We start from the raw sequence: 22,436 nt of genomic DNA, 5'->3' as shown, positions 1-22,436 counted from the left end.
ATACTCATTCTGTTCCGCACATTCAATGATATTATGCTATACAAGGTTTGATACAGTTAATAGGATTCATCCAAAAAAAAGCGGCGTCAGAAGCCTTTTAATTTTTCTGGGAAGGTCTTCCCCTGTAAAAAATATTGGACAGCCTCGATATGGGTAGGGGCGTCACTGAATAGCCAGGCATGCCCTTTGTCGGGATAGTAGGCGCATTCGCTATCTGGATTTTCTTTAGCTAAGGTCTGATGTGATGCGTGAATAGAGGGGGATTCCTTGCCTCCTGAAAGAAAGAGAGCAGGGCTTTGAAAGATAGGCTTAGCTCTTAAGAGATTCGCCTGAGTCATGGCACGGCGAAAAAATTTGCTGGATGCGGCTCGCATATCCGCCAAAAAGGACTGGATTTCTTGGCTAGATACGCCATCTTTTTCCATCATCTTTGTTAGCAGCTTTTCGATGAAAGCTGTGTTTTTAAGCAGGGACATCAGCCCCACCATTATGACCATTATCCGATAACCCTTGATGGGCTGGTGGCTGGCGCCATCAATGATGACCTTGTCCACCAAATGACTGTGGCTTTCTAGTAACTTTAAGATGAGGGAGCCACCCAAGGAAAGTCCCACTAGATGAGGTTTCCCGTGGGATTTTTTGTTAATGATATCCACTATGTTCTCGGTAATATCCTCAAAATTCGTCCATTCTATCTCACGGCTTCTACCATGCCCTGGCAAATCAATCGCTAGACAGTGAAAATATCTTTCTAGTACTGCTAAATGATGGTGCCACATATGGCCACTAGCACCAGTCGCATGCAAGAAAATAATCGTCTGATGGTGCTCTTGCCCTCTCTCTTCAATAAATAATTGAGACATCTTTCTCCCCTCTATTCATTGTCATCGAAAATTACCCTCATAAACTGACCTCATTCTATTATGGCAGTTAAAGCTAAATCTTTCTGATATTCCCTAAGATAGCTAGAAATTCTTCAATAGTCATATCAGAAACATGATTATACCAATAGTCAAAGGCCATGATTAGCCCATGAAAATAGTATTCCATAGTCAATCGTTCTTCTTTTGAAAGAGGTGATTCCCTCTTTTCTTGGTACATGTCTAAAGTCAAATCTCTCAGGCGATAGATAATGGTGCGATTCCCTGCTTTTAAAAAAGCTGAAAGTTTAAAAGCGTAAGTTTGGTAGAGTAACACGATAGTTTCCAAGATTCGAGGATTTTTTCTTGAGACAAGGTTAGCATCCCATTTTTGAAATCTTCAACAAGCTGGTTTTCTTCTTGCTCTAATAAATCGTGGATATCAATGTAATATTTATAGAATGTCCCACGATTACAGGCCGCTTTTCAGTCAATTCTCTAATACGTATTTGGTCAATTGGTTTTTCTTGGTAATAGTGCCAAAAAGCTTTTTGGATACGTTCTTTTGCATTCATTAGTTTCCTTTTCCTCACCATAATCGTAATTAATATAGTATAGTTTATACCTTTATTTTTGAAAAAGCGACATTTTTGCAAAAATTGTGTCTTGTTTAAGTGGCCAGACTAAGTCTATAATAAGCTCATCAAACATAAAGGAGTCCATCTCATGATTGAAAAAATTCAAAAAAATAGTCTTGCTATTATTTCCGTTCTTGCTATCTGCGTTGGCATTTATCTAGTCTTTAACTGGGGAGAGATTCCAGCCTTGCAACGAGTCACATCTATCCTGTTTATTTGTGTATCTATCCATACTTGGGAAGAAAAACTATTTGGCTTCGAAGAATTGAACGAAACCAATATGGACAGTAATGCAAAGGTAGATAGTGGTATTGGCTATATCATGCTCTTATTGCTCACAGTCTATGTAGGGATTGTACCATTATTTTTTACAAATCAAATTTGGCTAGCAACGTCCATTCTTATTCTTGGATTCGTAGAGGTATTAGCCCATACCGCAGCCATTCGTATGAAAAAGAATAATAAGGGACTTATTCATGGTATTTACAATGCAGGTATGGCGACAGCCTACACGATTTTACCACTGTGTTCCATCTGGGGCTTCTACGTGATGAATCAGGAAGGGCTTTTTTCATGGGCAAATGTCAGCCTTGGTTTGCTTAACCTATTTGTACCACTTATCGTAGCACAAGCTATTGCGGTAAAATCCTCCGGTGCAAGCTATGGTGTTTTCTTGAAAAATACTATCAGTTCTATGAGAAAGAAAAAGTAGACGACCATCATTCTTAATCACTAAAAAACGATAAGCTCATTTCAAGTTGGGATTCTGAATTAAGAACTTAAAACTTAGAAACCGCCCTCAGTTTACTACTGCTGCACGATTATCTGTTGCTAAATTGCTATTCATAAGCTGTTTATTGTTCTCTTAAGTATAACATGCCCATGTTTGGAAAACTACTAATCGCCATTACACTAATCGCCATTACTCAGATAAGATAATCGGCAAGCCATTCCTTAAAAGTGACTTGCCGATTGCATTCTGAACATTAGCAGAGATGTCCTTCCCAAAGGTTAGTGACCGATTGAAAATACAACCGTTTTTGTAAAAAAATTTATAAAGCGTATTTTTGGTAAGCGATTAATCGGATGATCATAGGTGTTTGATACTTGAGGCTGTCATGTATACGATGGTAATTCCACCAATGGGCATAAATTCTTGTCTTATTAGTTAATTTTTCTAGGAAATGAAAGCCTCTCTTGGTTGGTAAACTCAATTTTGAAGGCACGATAGATACTCTCTGATATGGCATAATGGCATAGCCGGCTTGACTTGACTCAATGAACGTGTGATGTTAAAGGCATTAATTACTCGCTATTGCCAAACTCTTTTCCTCTGTCGGATGATGAAAAATAGTCGCTTTTGTTAAGACCAAGGGTTGATGCTCTGAATGGTTCCCTTCACCAAGTCTGCGGTCTTGTGCCAAACAAAGGATAATCCGATGATTTTTCCGGTTGTAGAGGTCAATAATGAAGCAACCATATGCCCAGCGTATTCCCCATTCTAACATAGGTCAAATCAGTTACCAGAACTTCTAACGGCTTTCGATGGTCAAATTATCTATCTAAGTGTTTGGACACAGGCTTCATTTTTTCCTTTAAGAATGCGGTTTGAAGTCAACCTTCTGATACTACAATAAACGAGGTGGTTTAAACGTTTCATGATGCGACGACGTGAGAGGTGAATACCTTTAATTGCAAAAAGTCATTTAATTTTTCTAGCATCATATCTCGCTTTGTTTTCCATTTTCCAGGAAGGTAGCTTTTCACTTTTGACTCTAGTTTTATTTCCAAAGTGGTTTAATGGCTTTGTAATAATAGCTAAAACGTGGTATTTTCCAAAGATGACACATGGCAGAAATACTGTATTTTTCCTTGTTGCCAGTGATTCCTTTTTTGTGCCACAATCACTGCCACTTGCTTTAGGGATACCAACCTGCATTACAAAGATGGTTCATATTTCTGTTAACTGTCCTTCTTGACACTTCAATTTCTCTGCTAACTTTGATGCTGGCACTTTACCTTCCCTGTAGCAGAACAGAAAGAGCCCCTATTAACCTATCTATTTTCATATGACTGTCACCTTTACATCTATTATAATATCACACTAACCATGCCAACAGTATGTCATGTTTAGTTTAAAATACCTATTCTTTCTAGACAAGTAAAAAGAGCCAAAACTTGGCTCCAACAACTCAAAAAGGCAGTTGCCCCTTTGAAGCCACTGAAAAGTAAAAACTAGAAAAATCTAATAGAGAAAAAATGAATGATATATAGCGCTCTTACTTAAGAAGGACCAATATCTTTCGTCTTTTAGTTATTTGAACAATGTCTAAATTACATTGTTCATATTATTTTTTAGACGATGACTTTTTCAGTGGGCTCGCCCCTTTTATTATGCTTGTAGATAGTTTAAAGACATCTTGACATCAGCAAAAACCTCAGGCATATAATTTTCCATATAATACCAATCAGACTGCCCTTGGGGATCGACAGGGAAGTTATACTCCCAATTCATCTGCATTTCCTTGCCTAAATTGGTCAATATAAGCATACTTTTTGAAGTTTGTGAATTTATTGAAACAGAGATAAATAACTTTTTATTTTCTGATAAATCATTATTAACAAAGAAATAAATATTATCATCTCCAGCATAATCATATAGATGATAAAAACAATTGCCAAGCATATCAACTGTAACTGGCTTTGTATAGAGAGTTCTATTATTTCCGATATATTGTGGGTAACACCTCAATTATCTTTCCCAGTAGTCACAAAGGGAATACTTCCCTCAAGTTTTTTATTTATTCAGATGTTCTTCATGGAAGTTTTCAAAACCTAATTCAGACAAAGCGAAAAATTTCCACTCACTCGTGTCAATCTTCACCATGTGTCTCACCTCCTTTTGCCAAGCTATCAAACCTATTTTCTCAACTACAATTCTTACTCTAATACTAATCTTCATATGACAAAAGCCTTAATTTCAAGGCTTTTCACACTATCCCAATGACTCAATTTTCACCAACAGTCCTACTGCCTCCACATGTGCTGACAGCTATTACCAATACCTTGAAAAGCTAGCGCAATTAAAATTGACATTTAACTAATCTGATAATTTGTTTCAAGATTCAGCTTACTCTTTCAATCATACTGTCATGAACATCTTTACTTTTCCTACTGACTTTTGTAGGATTCATAAAGCACACTGATAAGAACTAATAGCCTTAGTTTGCTTTTCTACATTATGAAATTTAAAGTTTACCTGGTGTTAGTCCTTTTACTAGAAATTTAAAGTTTACCTGGTGTTAGTCCTTTTACTAGAAATTCACTGATTTCTTTGGTTTTTTGGTCTATGTCAAACGGCTGCGCTGGTAAGTAAATGTAGGGAAGGGCTGCGGATAAAATCGCCCATGCCACATAAGTGAATATCCGCATGACATCCCAATCCACCAGTCTGCCCTGCTTTTTATAATGATCAAAAATATGCCAAATAGAGGTGTCAATGACGTCATGAAATTTATCCACCAAGACCTTGAGATATTGAGGATTGCTACCCGTCTCCTGCAGTAAAATCTTGATTTGAAGCTGATTTTCAACCAGAAACTCCAAGCGATTGTGGACAAGGTATGTCAAAAAATCCTGAAAATCAAGTCCAGTTTGACCTTTAAGCTCAGTGATAAACTCTTCAGACATGCGAGGGAGAAGCTCATCCGTGATAGAGCTCAAAATGACCTCTAAAATCCCACGTTTGGTCTTGAAATGTCTGTAAACACTGCCCTCAGCCACCTGCGCTCGTGCCGCAATCTGGCTACTGCTGGTCGCTTCATAGCCTTGCTCCGCAAACAGATGCAAACTAGCTAAGAGCACCGCCTCCTGCTTTTTGGGCAGATTGTAAGACTTCAAAGCCTGCTCAAATAGGGTTTGCTTTTGCTCCATAATTTTCACTTTCTTTCTGATAAATCGTTTCATCCCGCCAACCTGCAATGTCACCAACTTCAAAGTCATAAGTCAGAGGCTTCTGATAAGCCCGCTCGTAGGCAGCTTTTTTAGCTTCGTAATCCGCCTGCATGAGTATCTGAGAATTCTCTCTCACCGACTTGTCAGGAGTTGGATAAATCGCTGGCATGATATGTACTACAAATTGGATTGCAAGAAATTCGTCATTTTCTATTTTATCATAGTCCCGTATTTCTACAAAGCAGGGAACGATTGGCACCTGATTTTTAGCCGCGTAGAAATAGGCTCCGCGTTGTAGGAAGCGTGGTTTGCGGTAGTTATACCACATCTCCTGCTCAGGATAAATCAAAACCAGCTCATTTTGACCGAGTACATCAGCCAATTTTTCAGGAAAGGTATGCGCCATATAAGTCGGGTTGTTTCCATTTATCATGACTGGAAGCAAGTCATAGTGGCGCACTAAACTGCCCAAAAAGCCCGTCTCAATCAGGTTTATCTCCTGACTGACGATATACAAATGCTTGTGCCCAGTCTTGAGAGCCGCCGTTCGGATGGCCGTATTTTCCAGCGGATTAAAGTGATTGCTGGTCACAATCGCACCACCTTTGACTGTTGCAAGATTGTCGAGCCCAATAAATTTAGTCTTGTTATTTAAACTACGGGACAAAAGATTCGCAGCCCAGCGCGTCAAACTGCGCTGTAACTTAAACAAAGGCTTATTCTGATTGGCAAAAAAATCATCCACCAACTGCTGGCGCTCATACGCCGTCAAATCAGGGTCGCCGAGCTCTACCTTGGCATGCTGGTCACTTGCCAACAACGCCTGCTTCATATTTTCAATAACCGCTCGCTTTGAGCCACCAATCATCATGTCCTTCTTCCCTCACTTTCTTCAAGGTCTTGGCTATGCTGTCACCTACAATCTCGTTGGCGTGCTTAAGTAGTGCTGCCAAACTTTCTTGGTCTTTTTCTTTTCCCCCTTTAGAAAAAGCTGCGCGTTCATCTAATAAATCTTGATAATAAGGTGTTTTCTTTGCATACTCCCAGAAGTATTCTTCATAAGCCAATCCTTCGTAATGCCAAGGTTTATCAAAGAGATTATAATGAATGAGTTTTGGACTATCTATACGGATTTGTGGTAAGACATTCCAATCAGAGGATAATTTGACCTTAGCGCCGTCAGTCATGACATTCAGATAATCTTGGTCACCAGCAAGCAAATCAAAATTGTAAGCTGTTCTGAGATTGACAAAATGTTGACAGAAATTCACCGCACGCATGGCTTTCAAATTCATGACCAAGACACCTGAGTTGAGATAATCTGTCGCCTCAAGCCCTAAAATCTCTTCCACGTAACGCTTGGTGATAGGTACTTCTGAGGCAAAACTATCAAAAGCAGCTGCCACAAGATTACCAGATAAGTCTGTCTCAAAAAGCTCTGCAATATCCCTTAAAAGAATCGTATCCGCGTCCAGATAAATCGCCTTGTCATAAGCAGGAAACATCTCCGCGATGAAAAGACGGAAGTAAATGGTCATGGTGCTGTAATCGCCACGAAGAGTTGACGTGTCCCCAGTCATGACCTGTGCAAAGTGCTCACCCATATCCACCAAATCAACAGTCACATTGTCAGTCTCAAGTTTCTTGAAGTTAGCTTGGTGCTGGTCGGTCAGCCCTTGGTTGAGAATATGAATGTGATAGCTATGAAGTGGCGACGTGTGGGCAATCAGCGATACCAGACTAACATGCAAGTATTTAGCGTAACGGTCATCAGTCGCGAAAAAAACGGGAATCGTTTTAGTTGTCATTGTCTTCTCCTTAATATAAAAAATCTTCTTTGTAGGCCAAGTATTGGTCAATTAGGTCATCGTGGACATGCAATTTCAGGACGTCGTGCATCTTGTCAATCTCCCAAGGCTTGACGGTTAGCGTATGTACCCATGGGAAAAAGCGAAAACTGGTTGTAAAATGTTGAAAAACGGTGTTTTTATGGTAACGACGCTGGTCATTAAACTTGCGATTGGTAATCTTTTTCTTCTTAGCAAGCGTATTGAGCGCAGACTGATCTGGCATAAAAAAAGTCTTTTCTTGACATAATTTTCGACAGCGTCCGAGCAAATTAGTTTTTTGGATTTCAGCGGTGTTAAACAGTAGAACTCCTGAGTTGATGTAGTCAAAGGTTCTCCATTGGTGATGGAAAAACCATTTACCATAGTAATCTAAGACCCCAACGAACTCAACATCATTCAACTCCTGATGATAAAACTCAGAAAAATCACGACAGCAAATCACATCCGTGTCCAGATAAAGAAAGCGCTCTGGCAAATCAGACAACTTGTCCGCAAATAAGCGCAACATGCAATTTGGCGTGAAAATCGTCTCTTGATTAGCCACTGGAAATTCTGACAAGAGTAAGTCGCTGATATCAATAATAGTCACACAATGACGCTCGTCATAGGCCTGCAAGATTTTTTCCAGTTTAACTGCCGAATCTTCTGTCAAGGGGTGATAAGTTTTCTCAGCGCTCTCAATTCTTGCGGTCAAAATCCTAATATCTAATGCTTCATTGGTATTCTTAGCTAGCGATAAACTTGATAAAATCAAGCCGTCAATCATCTGACTGTCCCCACAATATAAGATGTGTTGCATGTGAAGCTCCTTCAGTAAATCTTGTTTTTAAAAAATGAGTGAATACTCACTCTTTTTTATATTTGCAATTATACTCCTGAGTTTTTATTTTTTCAAGCTATTTTTTGAAAAAAATAGAAACCGAGGTTTACTCAGTTTCAGATTAAAGACAAAAGTCCCTCCGACTAAAACAAAAAATAATGGTTTGATGAACTGCATCCCAAAAGTTAGACATGAAATTTAACGATTGAGGTGCTTTTTGAATGAAATTAACTTATAAAGATAAAGTAACGATTTATAACTTAAGAAAACAAGGATTGTCATGGCCTCGGCTTAGGTCAAACATATGATATCAATCCATCTAATCTCCGGTACATAGTTAAACTCATGGAGTGGTATGGAGTTGAGGTTGTTAGAAAAGGTAAAAACAGATATTACTCTCTCGAATTAAAGCAAGAAATGATAGAAAAAGTTCTGATTGACGGTCAATCACAAGACCTGGTTTCCTTAGATTACGCTTTACCAAATCGTGGTATGCTTCCAAATTGGCTAGCACAATACAAGAAAAACGGATATACTATTGTTGAGAAACAACGAGAGAGACCAACAATGGGACGCAAGCCTAAAAAGAAGACTGAGGAGATGACAGAATTAGAGTGTCTTCAAAAAGAATTGGACTATCTTAGAGCGGAGAATGCTGTGCTAAAAAAGTTGAGAGAATACCGCTTGAAGGACGAGGTAAAGCTCGAAGAGCAACAAAAATCATCCAAGAGTTAAGTGGTGAGATTCCACTAGCGATGTTACTTGACGTTTTAGGCTTACCTCGTTCAACCTATTATTATCACTTGAAACAACTTTATAAAGGTAATAAGGATATAAGGAGCTTAAAGCTATTTATGACGAGCATAAAGGGAATTATGGTTATCGTCGGGCTCACTTGGAATTGCGAAATCGTGGGGTGGTTATCAACCACAAGAAGGTACAACGCTTGATGACATTAATGGGGTTGGCTACTTGTATTCGTCGGAAACGTCAGTATTCCTCTCACAAGGGTGAGGTTGGCAAGAACTGATTAAACGTCACTTCAAAGGTTCTAAACTTTGTAAGGAGTGTTATACAGATGTGACGGAATTTGCTTTACCAAACACTAATAAGAAACTCTATTTATCACCTGTTTTTGATGGGTATAATAGTGAGATCCTTGTCACGCTCACTTGATTTAAAACAGGTTCAAACCATGCTTAAAAAATATTTCTAGCTGAGTCTTACAAAGGCACCATTCTTCACAGCGACCAAGGGTGGCAATATCAGCACCAGTCTTATCATAACTTCTTGGCATCCAAGGGGATTTGCCCCTCCATATCACGCAAGAGAAACAGCTCCGACAATGGCATGATGGAAGCTTTCTTTGGCATCCTCGAATCAGAAATGTTTTATGGTTTTGAGAAAACCTTTAAGTCACTTGATGAACTTAAACAAGCCATTATTGATTACATTGATTATGACAATAACAAACAAATCAAAACGAAATTAAAACATACTAAGATTAGTAGTTGGGAAAACTCCGACGGGAGAGAGCAGAGAGTATTCACTACTTTTTCGTTATGTTAAAGTAGAGGTTCTTGTTAAGTCGCTGAGCCCTTTGGTGCTAGACGTCGTAACTAAAACTGACAAGACACCTGTTTTAGTAGAATGTTATCAAAGTATGTGGGACATAAGACATCGAGTATTGAAAACGATATCGCTAAAACTAAGGTATCATTCTCAAGACAAAGAGGTAACTATCATACGTACAGTATTTGGAATTGATGTGAGTAAAGCCGGCTCAGAAGTGGCTATTTAGTCAATGATGATAAAATTCATGGTTATACCATACCTAATGACGTTATCGGATTCTCTCGCCTACTGGGTAATTTGAAGAGCGTTCATCACCCTGAGATTATCTTTGAGGCAACTGGAATCTATTCTCGTCGTCTTCAGGCATTCCTTGAGAATTATGGTTACGCTTATACTCGGCTCAACCCATTAGAGGCTAAGAAGTAACTTGACAGCTTGCGTGTTTGCAAAACTGACAAAAGCGATGCAGAAAAGTTAGCACGGTCTCAGTTCATTCTCAACCGTAAACCTCTTATGTCCAGGAGGAGATTTATCAGGAACTTCGTGATTTAAGTCGTTTCCATCAAAATTTAACGGAGGCGAAGAATCGACTTCACAAGGTTTTACAAGTCACTTTCCCAGAGTTGGAGACACTCTTGTCAGCGCCAACTGGTGAACAATATTGGAACTTGGTCATGACTTTTCCATGTAATAGCTTTGTACGGGTGGATGACTACGCATTATCAGCTATCATCCGTCAGTCTACGTCAAAACGCATCGCTGACAAGCGTGTGAATGACTTAGATAAGCTTACAGAACTAGCTAAACAGTCTTATTGTGCGGTTAAGAAAACCTCTCCCCTGATGGAAGAGGGTCGTTACTATGCAAAAAAATTGCTTAGACTTTCTGAACAGAGACAAGCTGTTCTTGATCAAATGGTAGGACTAGCTCAACCGTTACCAGAATATGAGATTTTGCTCTCTATTTCTGGAATCGCAGAAACTACTGCGACAAGCATTATTGGCGAACTTGGTGATATTCGTCGGTTTCAGTCTGCTAATCAGATCAACGCCTTTATTGGCATTGATCTTAGACACTATGAATCTGGAAACTATCTGGCTCAGGAACACATCACCAAACATGGGAATCCGTATCGTATGCTCGAAAGATTCTTTTCAAATGCATTCACAACATAGCCTCTGCTAATCATACTAATCCCTGTCATATCACAGACTTGTATGAGAAACGAAAAAATCCAACTAAGCCACATACGATTGCCTCTGTACATCGTCTCATTCGGACAATGTATTACCTCATAACGCATAACAAGCTTTACGATTATCGTTCTACCCAAAATCACTAAAGCCACTTATGCTCTTCATTGTAGCACCTTGTTTTAAAAAATACCAGACAAAGTGGTGTTTGCGTGTACCTTTTTGAAGCCGGTACAGTACCATAAATAAGACAATAGTCTATCAATGACTACTATTTTAAAAAATATTTTTCATCAAGAACCTTGATAGTCTTGATAACATATAGTTGATTCGAAAATATTTGAAAGACCATCTCATGTACATTCACTATAACATAAATCAAACCACCTTGCCACTAGAAATCAGATCTTGCTTGCCACAAGATCATATCGTCTTTACCGTTGAACAAGTGGTTAATGATTTGGAAGAAGACTTTTTCACTGCTTTTAATCATGATTTTGGTCGTCCTTCCTACCATCCTAAACTGTTATTATCAGCTCTTTTATTTGCCTATTCTCAAGGCATTTTTCAGGGCGAAAAATCGAGAAATCCATGATTGAAAATCTAGCCATGCACTATCTGACTGGTCAACTTGTTGTCAATTATCGAACCACCAATCGTTTCCGTGTCACTAAGAGAATGGAAGAAGACCACATGAAAAATGGGCAACTCAAAGCAGGCTACAATTTTCAAATTGCCACAGAAAATCAGTTTGTGCTTTATTATGCTGTTTTCCCAAATCCAACCGACACTAAAACACTATTTTTAGAAACTTATCCTCATGCCTTAAAAAGGGTTGTCGCTGATGCAGGCTATAGCAGTGAAGAAAATTTGGTAAAGTTGAATGAACAAGGGATTAAGCATTTCATCAAACATGGACGATTTGACAACGAACAAAAATGGTCTTCCAAACAGTCATCAAACCATCTGAACATCTAGACTTATGATAAAAGCACAATGACCTATCATCATCCTGATGGTTGGGTGTATCCATTTTCACATACCCAAACTAGGAAAACTGAGACAGGTTTTGAACAAAAAATCAAAGTGTATCGCAGTCCACAACCAGATGTCATCCCTCAAAAAGCTCTTTATGTCAATGAAAGGTATCAAGAGTTAAAACACCAAGAAAGCCAGGCGCTTTTATCTGAAGAAGGCAGTTGATGTGGAACCTGTCTTTGGGCAGATAAAGGCTTGTTTAGATTACAGACGTTGGGAAACGCCAAGCAACAATTATATGTATGGGACTGGTTTTGATATGGCCCGCCTCACTTCCAACGGTGATAACACAGTCATCTGCGTAACGAACAAAACGTAGTCCTCGTTTTTTCAAGTTCCTTATCCAATTCATTAAGAATAGTGTGAACATAAGACCTTAGGCGGTCTTGTGGAACAGTGTCAAAGAATTTTCTCTAAGTCTATATCCATAATCCATGTGTATCCGTCATTGAAATAATCCAACAGCTTGAGAATAACCATTTCACAAGAGCGGTTAGGCCGAAAGCCATAGCTCGTTTCTTGGAAGTTTGGCTCACAGAGTGGTGTGATAACTTGAACTATCGCTTGTTGGATAATCCTGTCAACCACTGTTGGTATTCCTAGACTCCTCTTCCCTCCCTGCGGTCTGGGAATTTTTACCCGTAAGACGGGCTATGGTTTATATTTTCTCACCAATATTTGGCCCTTAATGGTTCGCCAATTCTCATTGAGATACAACCCAATATCAGTTACGGTAATGCCATCTACCCCAGCTGAACCTTTATTGGCACTTTCATGAAAGCAATCATCATATTTTCTTTGGATAGAATTTGTGCAAATAGTTGAGACAGGCGTGTCATTCCTTTCTTGTTTTGTTACCTGCGAGACACCGTAGGTTCCCATCAACTATATGAGTTAATTTTCTCTACCTACCAGACCGACGTTACAGGTACAGGCGAAGCGGAACATCACTTCAGTTATTGGTTCACCCCTTCGCTCCACTTCCATTACAGAAGCTTCAACACTACTATGGGTTCAGCAAGGTTGAAATTCTAAGTCAAAAACTTGAAACCTGACAACCGTCCTCGACTTGCTACTGTAGTTTACCTGTTGCTAGATTGCTATTCATAAATGTTTATTGTCCTCTTAAGTATAACATGTTCATGTTTGGAAAATTACTAATCGCCGTTACTTAGATAAGACAAATCGGCAAGTCATTTCTTGAAAGCGACCTGTCAATTACATTCTTATAACTGCTGGATCCTCTGAATATTAGCCAAGACGTCTTTCCCAAAGGTTAGTGACTGATGTTAATCATGCCTATTACACAAACAATGAAAGATGTTCCTGAGTGTCATACAACTCTTTTTGGCATATACTTTGTCAGAATTTTAATGATAATAAACTCATCATGACAATGCTTCTTGTGAGAATTTTTTCTCCCATCTCGAAAGTGAATCCTTAAGGCTATTTCCAGCACAAAATAAAGAGAGTCTTATCAGCCAAATCAAAGACTGCATCAACTATAGCATACTATGGAAAAACTAAAAGGTATGACTCCTATCAACTCTAGAATCACACCTTCTACTGACTAAACATACTTTTTAACTATCCGTTTTAACTTGGACTTGACATGTTTTGATTTTCTTTTTATCGTTTACAGAATTACCAATCCTCCATCGCGCCCAATTTGTTGATTAACTGCTAGGCTAATAAGTAATAAGCCTACACTTTCTAATTCTCTTGCTCGACTTAATGGGCCTGCATCTACCAATTTAGCTCCGCTTTTTTCTAGGGCAGTAAAGATAGTTTGTTTTGCCTCTGCACTATCACTAGCAAAAAGCAGACTAGCTGGCTTACCCTTGACTTGGCAAGTTGCCAGTGAATCCGAGAAATTAATATTAAAGCCTTTTACCACCTGACTATTTGGTAATTTTTTAGCTATAATTTCAGCAACTGAGGTCCCCTTAGGCACCTGCAATTCACTTAAATTGGTAAAGCTGATAGGATTACTAATGTCAATAATAATTTTACCCGCCAAGTATTCTGCCTGGGCCTCAACTAGTGCATTTAGATCAGTATATTTTACTGCCAAAACAACAATGTCACCTAGCTTTTGCCCGTGATAATCACGCCCAATGACATCTACTTCATTGCCAGAACGCTTAAAAACTTCCGCGATAGCTGAACCCATATTTCCCTTACCACCAAAAATACTAACTTTTGTCATTTGTTTCCTCCTCGTAATATATATATTATATTTATGAAATTATTCAAGCATAAGCTTTAACAATTCATAGCTTGACTTTTTACCACTAGTCTTTAATTTTCATAATCGTACTTTCTTACTAATTTTACTATACTCGTTAAAAAAACAACAACCCCTAATATGCCAGAAAGTACTAAAAAAATATTTCCGTTTTTAAAACCACAGTATGATAAAAGTATACTCCCCAATAAAAAGACAACAGAGATAAATAAACCTAAGTTCTTCATATTACAATTTGCTCCTTTCATTTAAATTACAGTATACAAAAATTCAAAGTGTTATATTTTTCATTGTTGTATTATAACTAAACTAAAGGGATTATATGTTTAAAAAATATAAATGAATATAGATTTTTGCATATGTTATTCAATCACTCAAATTTATTATTGATGGGAATAGATGTTGATATTAGTTAACAGTGTATCCTTCTCAAGAATAGCATTTTCTTCTACAATTCATTGTAATAAAATCGCCTTCATCCGCTTATATTATATCTCTAAAGGATTTAAAAAGCAATGAATGAGATAACAAAGAGAATATATTTTTAAATTTCCATTCTTCATTTATGTATTACAATTATAACATTTTTCTGATACAATTTTTTCAAATTTCAAAAAGGAGGTCTTTACAATGAAAAAGATAGTGAGTACCCGTGGTGCTAGTTAAACTCAAAAAACAAGAAAAAGCCCAAAAGGACTATACTGTAAGTGACGAAACAAACAGGAGGTCATCCCAATGAGCCACTTACAGTATACTGCTAAATCTCATCATTTACAATGGAATATGCGACAATTATCAAAAATTTGTCATCAACTTTATCGTGATTATTGTCCTGACTCACTGAAACAACGTCATTTCTATCGTATCTGTCAACTATTTCCTTGCGGAAGATTGCTAGAACGAAGTCGCTTTAATCGTCGGTCTAGACAGTTAATTTGGTTGATGCAACTGATTCGTCAAGCTATGAATAAAGAGATATCACCTGATAGCATCGTCATCATAGATAGTTTTCCGTTAGCACTTTGTCACCCTGTTCGTAACCATATAGGGCAAGCAGTTTTAAAGAGTCGGCAAATATTGGTTACAACGCGTCTAAACACTCATGGTTTTATGGTTTCAAAGTTCACATGCTAGTTACCTTATCTGGCTATATTCTGAATTATATTGTCACGCCAGCTTCTGTTCATGATAGCAAAGCAGTCGATGAGTTGCTGGAAGGCTTAAGCAGTCTCACAAGATACGGTATAAAACCATCCTTTACTATATTCTACGGTTGGTTTCAGTAAATAGACATCATCCTTAGACATACCATAATGAATTCTTTCATTTTCTATAAAATCATATGGAGCTAGAAGATTTTGCTCGGATAGGTTATCAAAAGTCAATGAGGCTGCGATATCCGTTGGGACATCTAAACTAAATTTAGACTGTTTATCCATATCTCTTAAAGAATCACCAAAAATACGTTTATTACTCATAATGTTACCTCCTTCAATTATATGAGTTAATGTGTGGGACCTAAAATTAATAGTAAACAAAATATAATAAATATTAGGATAAAGGCACTAATATAGATTATACGACCTATTGGATGTTTGGGATTTATAGCTATACCAAGGTATCTAACTTCTGAAAAATTTTTAGAATCTTGGAATTTGTTATTTTCAAATTTATATCCAGCAACCAACATGCAAAATATTGAAACACATAGTAAACAAGCTAGTATCTTTTGGGTTTTAAGCGAAACATCACCATCCAAGCTAAGCATTATACCCATTATAATCAGTTCACAAATAAGAAAAGTGAAAAATAAAATTAATGGAATATTAATACTTCTATTTTGTTTACGTTTATTATTGTGTCTCTTTTTATCCCAATATCTATAATAATAATTTCCTAAAGCAAGTATAATTAACAGGCCTCCTAATCCAACTAGACTTATCAAATAGTCAATATGAGTATAAGTACAAATAATGGCTAATAAAATAAACCCTGCTGTAATTATCAAATTAAAAATTCTTATTTTTTTTTGACATAATATGCCCCCTCATAATAAGATGAAAAACATCTTATTTTACCTTGCTTAATTAACTATTATATTAAAATTAGCTCTGATGTCTTATTTATTATTCCTTTACTATATTTTCGCAATCATTATACAACTTCTTTTTAGTTTTTTCAATAGAAATTGAATAATTATTAATCAATATTTTTTGTTTGTCTATTTTTGTATTACATAATTGTAATATTTTTCGAGTATAATATTATAAAGGAGGTTTGGAAAATGAAAAAATTACTTAGCTTATTACTTTTAGGAATTGCTACTATATTTCTAATATCTTGTTCCAAGCAAAATACTCTTGACGGAAAATATTATAACCAATATGATTATCTAGTACTTGAAATTAAAGGAAATCAAGGAACATATCATGAAAATCACAATCATCCGATAACTAATGTAGATTCTCAAAATAAAACATTTAGTTTTTCAGCTTCTGGAAGAGAATATGTTGCAACCTATGATATTAAAAAAGATGGGACTTTAACATTTGATACAGGAAACTTCCTAACAGGAGGAAATAAACAAACAGTTTATAAAAAAGATAGTGAAGCCTATAAGAAAAATATAAAAAAATGACTTAGAGACTTTCTCTAGGTCATTTTCTTGTTATTAAAAGGAGTTTCGCATGGCGTTTAGCTTCTACTTCTGTCAATTGTTTAGGATTCCAAGCATAGCTAATAGATTGTCCCTTGTCATACAATCCCCAAATTTTGAATTTTGGATAACATTGTTTTACCAAAGAGATGAATTGAGTATCTGCTAACTCTGGTAAATCAATATCTGAAATAAAGTTTACTTGATTCATTAAATGATTAAACTTTTCTAATGTGCTAGGCTCAAATTCGTTGTAATCAGAGATGATATAATCTTTAACTTGGTCAAAATAACCTAAAATGTGAAGATTTTTCCTAGTAATGAAATCTTCGACAATCTGATTGGCTGATATTCTATTAAGCTCCAATTCAAAGTTAAGAAAATCAGTTAACCGAGTTTTGAGTGCTTGACCTGATACCTGTAATTCTTCTTCTATTTCCTGAAATGTTTTATTTTGGTAAAAAATCTTAGTTAATAAAACAATATCAGACATTAAGAGAAAAGCTGAGTAAAAATTGGCTTCCCTTTCTTGTAAAGAATCATCATGAAAATCAGTGAATACTCGCCCACTGTGATTTAATAAGATGTGTCCTAATTCATGACATTTTGTGAAATTTTGACGATTGATAGAATCGCTATCTTGATAGGAAATCGTTAAAACATCATCATTGATATTAAAACCTGCTATATCTATTCGGATATGGTGAGGAATAACCAGTATTTTTTTCTTGTTGACTTCATAATTGAAGTAATCCTGAAAAGTATAATAAAGAGGATGGACTTTATTTAATTTCATGAATGGATAAAGTGTTTGTTTGACACGATTCCAAACATTAAAGTAAATTCTTTGCACGAATCATCAGTCTTTCTTTTCTTTATTCATAGCCTTAATGGCTTTTTCTCTCTCTAACAGAAATTCTCTCAAATCTTCTTCTAGTATTTTCTTCTCCTCATCAGATAAATTTTTAGAAGTTTTCCGATACAGAACTTCAAACGTTGATAAGTCAATTTCATCTGAATTTTTGTAGTCAGATTTACCTAAAAGATAATCCGTAGAAACATTATAAAACTCTGCAATCTTAGGATATTTATCTGGAGTTGGTTTTTTTTCGCCTTTTTCCCAATTTGAATAAGTGGGTTGTGATACTCCAAATTGTCGCGAAACATCATTTTGCGTTAGATTAGCTTCTAAACGCAGAGCTTTTAAGCGTTCGGGAAACATTTTGTACCTCTTTAAAAATTTTTAATTTTTTTACAAAAAACTCTTGACAAATATAGCCAAAGGGTATATTATATAAATATAGCTGTTAGCTATAAAATGGTTTTGCTAGATTTCCTTAAAAAGTGAAATTACCTTCAATAAAGAATAGACAAGGCAATTTAGCAAAATAGTTGAATTTGTCCCTTGAAAATTGAATAAAAAAGTGCGTCAGACAACCTCACTCAAGCTTAGCTGACCAACACACAATAATCATTTAGCAATTATTATTGTACAGGTTTTATCGCAAAAAGTCAAGGAGGTTGGAGCAGATGAACACAAAAATTTTTTGGAGTTATCTCACGCACTCGGCTTTTTGCCCCTCTTGACCGAATAACAAAGGGGAACTGCTGGCGCTGGTGGCGTCGGAAATGCTGACAGGTAAGATACGTTCTGCTGGGGTAAGCATAGGCGGTTAATCGTGGCTATAGTGAAGTGAGATGACTATAATAACAGAGATTAGTCAAGTACAGCTATAGGACGGTGATAATAACAATGAGTGTGCGACGATATGAGCACGCCTTAAACAGATAATTAATTCATCTGTTTAGACGAGTAGAAAACACTAAAACAAATACAAATGATTGACAACGTAAACTATATGGTTTACAATAAATAATGAAAGGTGGTGGCGTTTATGGCAACTGTACCAACTCAAATTCGGATTGATGAAACTGTAAAAGCCCAAGCAACTTCATTATTTAATGACTTGGGGATGGATATGTCTAGTGCAGTCAATATTTTTCTTCGTCAATGTCTATTGCGTGGTGGACTTCCTTTCACGGTTGAAGTCCCCAATTATAGTCAAAAGACCTTAGAAGCTCTGGCAGAAGCTAAGCGTATTTCTCGTGATGAAACGGTCGCTTCTTATGACAATCTAGCAGATTTAAAGAAGGCTCTGGACGCTTAGATGTACCAAGTTAAGTTTACCTCTGCTTTTAAAAAGAGCTATAAACGAATTAAAAAGCGAGGCTTAGAGATGGCACTCTTAGATGAAGTGATTGAAAAACTTCGTTTAGGTCAGACACTAGAAGAAAAATACCGTGACCATGAACTCAAAGGAAACTTTGTTGGCTTTAGGGAATGTCATATTAAACCAGATTGGCTTTTGATTTATCTGATTGAAGAGGATATTTTGACCCTAACGTTAGCCGATACAGGCAGTCATGCGGATTTGTTTAAGATGTGAAGATAGTTCTTTGTGAGCTGTCTTTTTTGTTTTCTACTCCTTTAAGCTGATGAATCATTAGCCTATCCATGTCCTTTCAAACGGACAGTTCAAAAAATTGCCATTCTAAAGGAAAGCGAGGAAAAAAGATGAATGATTATGAACAAAGTTTTCGCCGTCTTTATGAGAACTTTGTTTTTTCTTTGAAAATCTATCCGGATAAACATTATCAAAAGGTCTTATGTTATCAAGTGCTAGAAAAAATGGATAAGTTGTTTCACGATTACCAAAAACTAGGCTTGCCAACGGTTCCATTAGTCCAATGGAAAAATCACTACAAATTTAAAGTTCAACATGATTTCATCATGAATGGAGGTACAACATGAATTATTTTGAAAAACGATTCCAACAAATCTATGAGAAGTTTCTTTTCTCCCTTAAAATTTATCACACGAATCCTACACACTGTGAAACGTGCTACCGAGACTGTCTAAACGAAATGGACAGTCTTTTTTTACGCCATGATACCCATGACAAATTTGCTAAAGAGCTTTTGAATTGTAAAAAGGCTTTTCAGTTTAAAATCAAAAAAGCTTATTTTGGAATGTAAGGAGAATAGTATGACCAGAGTAAGAGCACCTGCATATTAGAAGAGATAAGTTTATTTTTTGACCTAGACAAGTCATAAAACGGTCTAAACAAACTAGAAATTGAGGTAAACCTAATGGAAATTACAAAAGTATTCGTTGACCAAAACCAAGTCTTAGGAAATGAGGTCTTTGTCTCAGGTATGGAAGAAGTCCGTGCCAACGATTATAACCCTGTCTCTTATCGTATCTTTGAAATTTCAAGTCGAAAAGAGCCCTCTGCCTTTCTTATTGTAGAAGGGTTTAAAATGTCGGATGTCCCTGAAGGGCGTCAAAAAGTCGTCTTCCCTCGTGGAATTGCCATTGAACGCCGTAACTTCCGTTTTGGAGGCAAACGTAAACATGAAAATGTTATTGTTGCGGAAGAAATGCGTACGGTAAAGTCTAAATAAGAAATAGAATAGGAGAAATACTATGACTGTAAAATTTGCTGCTGATGTGATTGAAACTTTTGATACTGCAAAAACGCTGGGAACACTTAATTTTCTTGAAGCTCTTCCTAGTATGAAATGGGAAGATTACCTTGAAGAAGGAACAGGTGAAGAAAAACGTCGTGAAACAGACGAAGTGGACTATGTAGATGTGAAGCTCTACTCTTCTGCTGTAAACGGGGACATTACTGTAACTGTTCCTCCTGAAGCCAAAGTGGCTCAAATGACTGCGGAAAAGAACTACAATGAGGAAGTAACACTGGTAGCTCCTACGGCTCGCTTCTGGTCAAATTCAGAAACTATTAACAATCGCCGTGTCCTGACAAGTGGGGTTAAACTACGGGCTAAAGATGTGGTGTTAGTGGGGAAGCCTGAACCTAAAAAGGAAGGATAATCGCCTATGAAGCTGTTCACCTATCGGGGAATTCGTGTTCGGAAGTTTCATGAAAAAATCAAACAGCTAACCTTTGCCCTTTTTCTGCTGCCCTTTCTCCTTGAAGGTGGCCTTTTAGCTTACCTGCACCAAGACCAGCTTCAAAATCAGTTTCAACGTGACCCGCTAACCTACGGGATTCTTTTTGCTGGAAGTTTATTAGGATTGTTACTATTAGATGGTTTAGTGCAAGTAATTTGTTACCGAAAATTTCTTTTCTTTAGCCGTTTAGATAGTTTACGGATTCTTTCCCACTTTTTGCTAGATAATAACTTGTATAAGGTTAAGAAAGTTAAATCAAATCATCACACAAGGGAGCGAATTCTATTACCCAAAGTGTATTTGAAGCGTGACCGTTTTAGTATCACCGTTTCACTCCACCTTCAAGGTAGCCGATTCCAAGACCGTTTTATTGCTCTTGAAAAGCCTCTTGAAATTATGTTTGACGGAGACTTTATGAATAAGCAATTTACCAAAGGCTACGTGTCCTACACCATTGCCATTGACCAATTTTCAGGTCGCTTATCTATCTTTGATGTTAAGATGACTGAAAAAGGCATTTATCTAATGAAAGATGTCTATTGGGATTTCAATAAACACCCACACTTGCTGATTGGTGGTGGAACGGGTGGCGGTAAAACGGTTCTCTTGATGATTTTGATTTGGGTCTTGGCACAAATTGGTTATGTGGAAATTCTTGACCCGAAGCGCTCTGATTTTGTCGGATTGAAACAGATTCCTGTCTTTAAAGGGCGGGTTTACTGGGATAAACAAGAAATGTTAGCTTGTTTAAAGCGTGCTGAGCAGGAAATGGATAAACGTTATGATTACATGACTAGTCACCCTGACTATCAGGCAGGGAAAAAGTATTATGCTTACGGACTGAAGCCTCGCTTTATTGTCATTGATGAATTGGCAGCCTTAGCGGCTAAACTAGAACGGGATTACCAGTCATCTGGAGACTTTATCGAATACCTAACAGAATTGATTTTAAAAGGTCGCCAATCTGGAGTCATCATGATTGTTGCTATGCAACGCCCTGACGGAGAATACCTCAAAACGTCTCTACGTGACCAATTTATGAAACGGATTTCTGTTGGGCACTTAGAAGATGTTGGGAATAAAATGATGTTTGGAGACGCTAATGCGAATAAAGTCTTTAAAAAGATTGATGAAATTGACGGAGAGGAGATTTTCGGTCGTGGTTATATTGCAAACGGTGGAGAGGTAGCTAGAGAATTTTATTCACCTGTTGTTCCCTTTGAGGAAGGCTTTTCTTTCTTTGAGGAATACAAGAAACTACCCGTCTTAGATGACCCACTATTAGAAACAACAAAAACTACTCAAACGTCATCATCTGACTTGTCCGTTGAACAAGCAGAATCTCCCCTCCTTCCTCTGAATGACTTTGCCAAAGAATTTGATGTGCCCATTTCAACCTTACGAAACCTTGTGAAATACATAGAAGAACAGGACTATACATTCAGAAGAGAGGACAACCGTATTCTGCTAGATGAAGCAGATAGGGCTTTGTTGGAGGAAATTGTGACAGAGAAAGAACAGGCTGACTTGCCCTATAAGCAAGTTGTCCTTCAACACTTTGAAACACCTCCTGAGCCAGCGTAGGCACGAAGGTCAAGGTCAGGGCTACGCCCGTCCGACCTGCC

At 37.2% G+C, this 22,436-nt stretch carries 22 protein-coding genes and 6 pseudogenes; 13 read left to right on the top strand and 15 right to left on the bottom strand.

Annotation, left to right across the window (positions count from 1 at the left end):
* Positions 1-86 precede the first annotated feature (86 nt).
* Both BTR42_RS01735 and BTR42_RS01730 read right to left on the bottom strand, forming a co-directional pair.
* Positions 87-863: an alpha/beta fold hydrolase gene (locus tag BTR42_RS01735; protein ID WP_077496118.1), complete on the bottom strand. Its 777-nt coding sequence runs from the start codon at positions 861-863 to the stop codon at positions 87-89.
* A 73-nt stretch (positions 864-936) separates the two neighbouring features.
* A complete protein-coding gene (locus BTR42_RS01730; protein ID WP_077496116.1) occupies positions 937-1,197 on the bottom strand; it encodes a hypothetical protein in 261 nt (86 codons plus the stop codon).
* Between the two features lie 389 nt (positions 1,198-1,586).
* Between BTR42_RS01730 and BTR42_RS01725 the strand changes: the two genes are divergently transcribed.
* On the top strand, positions 1,587-2,210 hold the full coding sequence (locus tag BTR42_RS01725) for an HXXEE domain-containing protein (protein ID WP_077496114.1): 624 nt from the start codon (positions 1,587-1,589) through the stop codon (positions 2,208-2,210).
* Positions 2,211-2,550: 340 nt separating this feature from the next.
* Here the strand turns inward: BTR42_RS01725 and BTR42_RS12795 are convergent.
* The 6 genes and pseudogenes from BTR42_RS12795 to BTR42_RS01695 all read right to left on the bottom strand — a co-directional run.
* Positions 2,551-3,421: pseudogene (locus tag BTR42_RS12795) on the bottom strand (DDE-type integrase/transposase/recombinase); the annotation flags it as partial.
* A 469-nt stretch (positions 3,422-3,890) separates the two neighbouring features.
* Positions 3,891-4,250, bottom strand: coding sequence for a hypothetical protein (locus tag BTR42_RS01715; RefSeq protein ID WP_077496110.1), 360 nt, complete (start codon positions 4,248-4,250; stop codon positions 3,891-3,893).
* Positions 4,251-4,783: 533 nt separating this feature from the next.
* Complete coding sequence (locus tag BTR42_RS01710; RefSeq protein WP_157769855.1) at positions 4,784-5,431, bottom strand: TetR/AcrR family transcriptional regulator; 648 nt, start codon at positions 5,429-5,431, stop codon at positions 4,784-4,786.
* Positions 5,406-6,323: a lysophospholipid acyltransferase family protein gene (locus BTR42_RS01705; protein ID WP_077496106.1), complete on the bottom strand. Its 918-nt coding sequence runs from the start codon at positions 6,321-6,323 to the stop codon at positions 5,406-5,408. The genes BTR42_RS01710 and BTR42_RS01705 overlap by 26 nt, the downstream gene beginning before the upstream one ends.
* Positions 6,289-7,260 carry a glycosyltransferase family 8 protein gene (locus BTR42_RS01700; RefSeq protein WP_077496104.1) on the bottom strand — a complete coding sequence of 324 codons (972 nt, stop codon included), beginning with the start codon at positions 7,258-7,260 and terminating at the stop codon, positions 6,289-6,291. The genes BTR42_RS01705 and BTR42_RS01700 overlap by 35 nt, the downstream gene beginning before the upstream one ends.
* 10 nt (positions 7,261-7,270) lie before the next feature.
* Entirely contained in the window at positions 7,271-8,101 is an 831-nt protein-coding gene (locus tag BTR42_RS01695; protein ID WP_077496102.1) for a glycosyltransferase family 8 protein, read from the bottom strand.
* Between the two features lie 242 nt (positions 8,102-8,343).
* Between BTR42_RS01695 and BTR42_RS12485 the strand changes: the two are divergent.
* The 3 pseudogenes from BTR42_RS12485 to BTR42_RS13005 all read left to right on the top strand — a co-directional run.
* A pseudogene (locus tag BTR42_RS12485) lies at positions 8,344-9,691 on the top strand (IS3 family transposase).
* Positions 9,692-9,866: 175 nt separating this feature from the next.
* A pseudogene (locus BTR42_RS01675) lies at positions 9,867-11,039 on the top strand (IS110 family RNA-guided transposase).
* 206 nt (positions 11,040-11,245) lie between these two features.
* Positions 11,246-12,142, top strand: a pseudogene (locus BTR42_RS13005) (transposase); the annotation flags it as partial.
* Between the two features lie 51 nt (positions 12,143-12,193).
* On the opposite strand, the pseudogene BTR42_RS01660 reads toward BTR42_RS13005, so the two are convergent.
* From BTR42_RS01660 to BTR42_RS01650, 3 genes and pseudogenes are all read right to left on the bottom strand, one after another.
* Positions 12,194-12,758: pseudogene (locus tag BTR42_RS01660) on the bottom strand (reverse transcriptase domain-containing protein); the annotation flags it as partial.
* Between the two features lie 806 nt (positions 12,759-13,564).
* Positions 13,565-14,137 (bottom strand): NADPH-dependent F420 reductase, encoded by a 573-nt coding sequence (locus tag BTR42_RS01655; protein ID WP_077496096.1) that lies wholly within the window; start codon positions 14,135-14,137, stop codon positions 13,565-13,567.
* A gap of 92 nt (positions 14,138-14,229) precedes the next feature.
* A complete protein-coding gene (locus BTR42_RS01650) occupies positions 14,230-14,424 on the bottom strand; it encodes a hypothetical protein (protein WP_077496094.1) in 195 nt (64 codons plus the stop codon).
* A 487-nt stretch (positions 14,425-14,911) separates the two neighbouring features.
* On the opposite strand from BTR42_RS01650, the pseudogene BTR42_RS01645 reads away from it, so the two are divergent.
* Positions 14,912-15,393: pseudogene (locus tag BTR42_RS01645) on the top strand (IS982 family transposase); the annotation flags it as partial.
* A 3-nt stretch (positions 15,394-15,396) separates the two neighbouring features.
* Here BTR42_RS01645 and BTR42_RS01640 read toward each other — a convergent pair.
* Both BTR42_RS01640 and BTR42_RS01635 read right to left on the bottom strand, forming a co-directional pair.
* On the bottom strand, positions 15,397-15,654 hold the full coding sequence (locus BTR42_RS01640; RefSeq protein WP_231873060.1) for a hypothetical protein: 258 nt from the start codon (positions 15,652-15,654) through the stop codon (positions 15,397-15,399).
* 26 nt (positions 15,655-15,680) lie between these two features.
* A complete protein-coding gene (locus tag BTR42_RS01635; RefSeq protein WP_231873086.1) occupies positions 15,681-16,193 on the bottom strand; it encodes a hypothetical protein in 513 nt (170 codons plus the stop codon).
* A 267-nt stretch (positions 16,194-16,460) separates the two neighbouring features.
* On the opposite strand from BTR42_RS01635, the gene BTR42_RS01630 reads away from it, so the two are divergent.
* On the top strand, positions 16,461-16,814 hold the full coding sequence (locus BTR42_RS01630) for a hypothetical protein (RefSeq protein WP_077496092.1): 354 nt from the start codon (positions 16,461-16,463) through the stop codon (positions 16,812-16,814).
* 19 nt (positions 16,815-16,833) lie between these two features.
* Here the strand turns inward: BTR42_RS01630 and BTR42_RS01625 are convergent, their stop codons facing one another.
* Positions 16,834-17,685: an ImmA/IrrE family metallo-endopeptidase gene (locus BTR42_RS01625; RefSeq protein WP_174564796.1), complete on the bottom strand. Its 852-nt coding sequence runs from the start codon at positions 17,683-17,685 to the stop codon at positions 16,834-16,836.
* A 6-nt stretch (positions 17,686-17,691) separates the two neighbouring features.
* Entirely contained in the window at positions 17,692-18,054 is a 363-nt protein-coding gene (locus BTR42_RS01620; protein WP_049533221.1) for a helix-turn-helix domain-containing protein, read from the bottom strand.
* A gap of 673 nt (positions 18,055-18,727) precedes the next feature.
* Between BTR42_RS01620 and BTR42_RS01615 the strand changes: the two genes are divergently transcribed.
* The 7 genes from BTR42_RS01615 (at position 18,728) to BTR42_RS01585 (ending at position 22,395) form a co-directional block, all read left to right on the top strand.
* On the top strand, positions 18,728-19,000 hold the full coding sequence (locus BTR42_RS01615) for a type II toxin-antitoxin system RelB/DinJ family antitoxin (protein ID WP_077496090.1): 273 nt from the start codon (positions 18,728-18,730) through the stop codon (positions 18,998-19,000).
* Positions 19,001-19,279, top strand: coding sequence for a type II toxin-antitoxin system YafQ family toxin (locus BTR42_RS01610; protein ID WP_077496088.1), 279 nt, complete (start codon positions 19,001-19,003; stop codon positions 19,277-19,279).
* 128 nt (positions 19,280-19,407) lie between these two features.
* Positions 19,408-19,644 carry a hypothetical protein gene (locus tag BTR42_RS01605; protein ID WP_077496086.1) on the top strand — a complete coding sequence of 79 codons (237 nt, stop codon included), beginning with the start codon at positions 19,408-19,410 and terminating at the stop codon, positions 19,642-19,644.
* Positions 19,641-19,868 (top strand): TetR family transcriptional regulator, encoded by a 228-nt coding sequence (locus tag BTR42_RS01600; RefSeq protein WP_077496084.1) that lies wholly within the window; start codon positions 19,641-19,643, stop codon positions 19,866-19,868. The genes BTR42_RS01605 and BTR42_RS01600 overlap by 4 nt, the downstream gene beginning before the upstream one ends.
* Before the next feature lie 114 nt (positions 19,869-19,982).
* The gene (locus BTR42_RS01595) at positions 19,983-20,297 is read left to right on the top strand and encodes a hypothetical protein (protein ID WP_000406626.1); all 315 of its coding nucleotides are present in this window, start codon (positions 19,983-19,985) and stop codon (positions 20,295-20,297) included.
* A gap of 22 nt (positions 20,298-20,319) precedes the next feature.
* Positions 20,320-20,730: a DUF961 family protein gene (locus BTR42_RS01590; RefSeq protein ID WP_003041912.1), complete on the top strand. Its 411-nt coding sequence runs from the start codon at positions 20,320-20,322 to the stop codon at positions 20,728-20,730.
* A 6-nt stretch (positions 20,731-20,736) separates the two neighbouring features.
* Complete coding sequence (locus BTR42_RS01585) at positions 20,737-22,395, top strand: FtsK/SpoIIIE domain-containing protein (RefSeq protein WP_077496082.1); 1,659 nt, start codon at positions 20,737-20,739, stop codon at positions 22,393-22,395.
* Positions 22,396-22,436 lie beyond the last annotated feature (41 nt).

Origin of the sequence: Streptococcus gallolyticus subsp. gallolyticus DSM 16831 (assembly GCF_002000985.1) — a bacterium.
In the GTDB taxonomy this organism is placed as follows: Bacteria; Bacillota; Bacilli; order Lactobacillales; family Streptococcaceae; genus Streptococcus; species Streptococcus gallolyticus.
This window is presented reverse-complemented; position numbering and strand designations above follow the sequence as displayed.